The sequence below is a fragment of the Streptomyces sp. SID3212 genome (assembly GCF_009865405.1).
Taxonomy (GTDB): domain Bacteria; phylum Actinomycetota; class Actinomycetes; order Streptomycetales; family Streptomycetaceae; genus Streptomyces.
On sequence record NZ_WWJY01000951.1, the window covers coordinates 1 to 3,625 of the forward strand.

Genomic DNA, 3,625 nt, shown 5'->3' on the forward strand with positions numbered 1-3,625 from the left:
CCCGCGGAGCGGGTACCAAGCTGCTGCGCAGCTTGCAAGCGAGGGAATCCGCTTCGCGAATTCCCTAACCGATAGGAAAGCCGCTTCGCGCCTTTCCTGTTCACGCTGCGCGTGAATATCCCTTCTTTTCGCTTCGCTCCAAGAAGGGAAAGAGAACAATTCCCGCAGGCGGGAATTGAGGATTTTCGCTTCGCTTCAATCCCTATTCCGGCTGCGCCGGAATGGCTGGCTACGGGTCAGGTGGCTGGGGTTGTGGGGCCGGTGATGCTGCATCAAACGGCCTGCTGGGTAGGATCCCGAACGGGTCGTCACCACCCGGCCGGAGGCCGGCCTCGTACTCCCCTGTCGTCATGGGGGCGAGCTCTGATAGGCCCGGGAGGGGTGAGGGAGCAGTCGCCGGAAAAGGTCTGCGCCCGCTGGTTGGCGGGCCAGCCACTTGCATATGATTCTGTGACGCTCGGGGAGCGTAGCACATCAACCGGCCATGATGGGACCGGAGCAGGACAACCGTCAGCCGATGTGATGCATCATGGTGCATCGGCCCGTGCATCAAGTGATGCACGGGTAGGATCACGAACGAAGAGGCACCCTCCCGTCCGGTTTTGGAGACGATCTTTCGATGACCGGTGAAATCACGCTCCGTCCGCATCAGGCGGAGGCGGTGGACGCCATCGTTGCCGGGCTGGAGATCCGCCCTGGGCAGCGCATTCCGAACAATGGGCTGCGCGGTCAGGTGCACGCGGCCTGCGGTACGGGAAAGACCTTTATTGCCGCTGGTGCGGCGCTGCGTATTTCTCCGTACGGGCGTGTTCTGGTTCTTCTACCGACTCTGGAATTGCTTGCGCAGACGGTGCGGGAGTGGCGGGCTTTCGGGCGTACGGGGCCGATGGTGGCGGTCTGTTCGATGGAGGACGACCCGCGTCTGTACGACCTGCGGGTGCCCTCGACGACCAGCGCCCCGCAACTGGCCCTGCACTACGGCAGCGGGCCGGTGACGATGTTCGCGACCTACGCCTCCCTGCCGGTCCTGATCGAGGCTCACGAGGGCTCCTACGGGCTCCCGATGGACGTGTGGGACCTGGTGGTCGTGGACGAGGCGCACCGTACGTCGGGGTCGTTGGGGAAGGCGTGGGCGGCTGTGCACCGTCAGGAGTTGGTGCCGGCGATGCGGCGGTTGTATCTGACGGCGACACCGCGAATCTGGATGGAGCGTCCCCCGCGGCGCCGGGGGCGGGAGGACGAAGTTGAGGGGACGGACGAGGGGCGGGCGAGGCTGGACCGGTTGCCGGTGGAGATGGCCTGTTCCATGGCGGACGAGGCGATTTTCGGGCCGGTTCTGTGGGCGATGGATCTCTCGGACGCGATCGCCCGGGGGCTGTTGGCCCGGTATCAGATCGTGGTTGCCGAGTTGCGCGACGAGTCGTTGACGCTGGAGCGGTTGTACGGGGTGGAGCGCAACGAGGAGGACGTGCGGGGCGAGCGCCTGGCGGTGCTCCAGGCCGCCCTGCTGGAGACCATGGCGGAGCACGGGCTGGAGCGGTGCATCACCTTCCACCACCGCACCATCGAGGCGAACGCCTTCTCCGCCGGGCTGGGCAGAGTCGCGGCCCGGCTGCACGCCGCCGACCCGGGCCGTCACCCGGTACGGGTGTGGTCGGGGTGGCTGTCGGGTGAGCACGAGCCGCAGGTACGGGCGGACGAGCTGTACCGGTTCGGACGGCACGCCGGGCGTGCCGTCATGTCGAACTGCCGGGTCCTCGGCGAAGGGGTCGACTGCCCGAGTGTGGATTCCGTGGCCCTCATCGACCCGAAGAGATCGGCGGTGGATATCGTCCAGGCCATCGGCCGGGCCCTGCGCCAAAAACCCGGACAAGACAAATTGGCGACACTGATTGTGCCTGTTTTCCTCGGCCCGGATGAAGTCCCGGAAGACATGCCCTATTCCGCTTCCTACCGGCCGTTGCTGAAAGTTCTTTCCGGGTTGCGGGCGCACGATGAGCGCGCGGTGGAAATGCTGGCCATTCCGCAGGAGGACATGAACCGGGCCAAGCCGACGTCGCCGTGGCTCGGCAAGGCGCCGGAGGGCGACGACGACGAGGAGCAGAGGCTGCTCCTGCGGTTCGGGGGCCACCGGGACCCGGAGTTGGTGGCCCGGTTGGTGCGGTACAACCTCATCGAGCCCGAGCACGCCAACTGGAAGGCCGGGCACCGGGCGGCCGTCGCGTACCGGAAGCGGGAGGGTGATCTCGCCGTTCCATACCACCACGTCGAGGGCGGCGACGAGCGCGGTGAGGGCGGGTTTCCGCTGGGGCGGTGGCTGTCCGACCAGCGCCGGGCGATGCGGGCCGGGACCATGCTCTCCGAGCGCGCGGCCGGCCTGGAGGCGCTCGACGTCGTCTGGGACCCGGCCGACGCGGCGTGGGAGGAGAACCTCGGCGCCGCCCGCGCGTACGCCGTGGCGTACGGGAGCCTCGCGGCGCCGGTGACGGCGATGATGATGGACCGGCCCGTCGGGCAGTGGCTGGCCAACGCGCGGAAGAAACACGGACTCGGGAAGAACGAGACGCGGGCGAAGGAGCGCGCGGCGCGGCTCGCCGCGATCGACCCGGACTGGAACCCCGTGTGGCCGGTCGACTGGCAGCGCCACTACGCGGCTCTGAGGGGCCTTGTGGCCCCGGGGAGCGTGCTCGGGTACGTGGAGCCCGGGGCGATGGTCAACGGCCTGGACATCGGCCGGTGGCTCGCCGCCCAACAAGAAGGCTGGGGCGGGTTGTCGCAGGAGCAGCGCGAGCGCCTGGCCCAGCTCGGTGTCCGGCCCCCGGAGAAACCGGCGCCCCCGGCCACCGCCGCGGTGAAGGCGCGGGCGCGGCGCGGGGCGGCGGGCGGGGCGTTCGAGCGCGGGATCGCCGCGCTCACCCAGTACGCCGCATGCGAAGGGAAAACCGTCGTCCCCCGCGCCCACGTCGAGGACCTGCCCGACGGACCCGTCCGCCTCGGGGTATGGGTCAGCAACACCCGCACCCGGCAGGCAGGGCTCAGCGCGGAGCAGCGCGGGCAGCTCGCGGCGCTCGGCGTGGAATGGGTGACGGCCACGTGAGCGGTGAAGGGGCGCAGCCGCGCGGTGAGGGGGTGCCGGGGTGCGGGTGCGTACGGCGGTCGCCGGGCACATCCGGCGCCGCGTGTGGGGGGAGGCGGAGACGGTGATCGGTGCTGTGCTGGCCGATCCCGGGGTTCAGCGGCCGCGGGGGCTGACCGAGCGGGAGGAGACCCGGTCGGGCAGTGAGCTCCGCGACGGGCTCCAGGTGTTCCAGGACCGGTACGAACACGCCGTACGCACCGGCGAGATGACCGTGCTCACCCGGGGCGGCACGGGCGGTGGGGGCGGATCTGCGTCCTGAGTGCCGGGCACGAAACCCGGGCGCCGCACTGGGGCATCACACCGTACGGTCCCATCGCCTGGATCGGCAGCGCGCCGGACGACGACGAGCGGCAGTTTTTCTGACGTACCACCAGGCCAAGGTGCATCGCGGCGGGCGCCGGGTGGGATCCCGAACGGCGGCCGACCGGTTGCCGGGGCGCCGTACGGCCGGGGCGCCGTACGGCCGGGGCGCCGTACGGCCGGGGC

General features: G+C 69.9%; 2 protein-coding genes. Both read left to right on the forward strand.

Annotation, left to right across the window (positions count from 1 at the left end; all coding sequences use genetic code 11):
• Positions 1-619 precede the first annotated feature (619 nt).
• Positions 620-3,097 (forward strand): DEAD/DEAH box helicase, encoded by a 2,478-nt coding sequence (locus GT042_RS28440; protein WP_161311576.1) that lies wholly within the window; start codon positions 620-622, stop codon positions 3,095-3,097.
• A 40-nt stretch (positions 3,098-3,137) separates the two neighbouring features.
• A complete protein-coding gene (locus tag GT042_RS28445) occupies positions 3,138-3,398 on the forward strand; it encodes a hypothetical protein (protein WP_202534051.1) in 261 nt (86 codons plus the stop codon).
• Positions 3,399-3,625 lie beyond the last annotated feature (227 nt).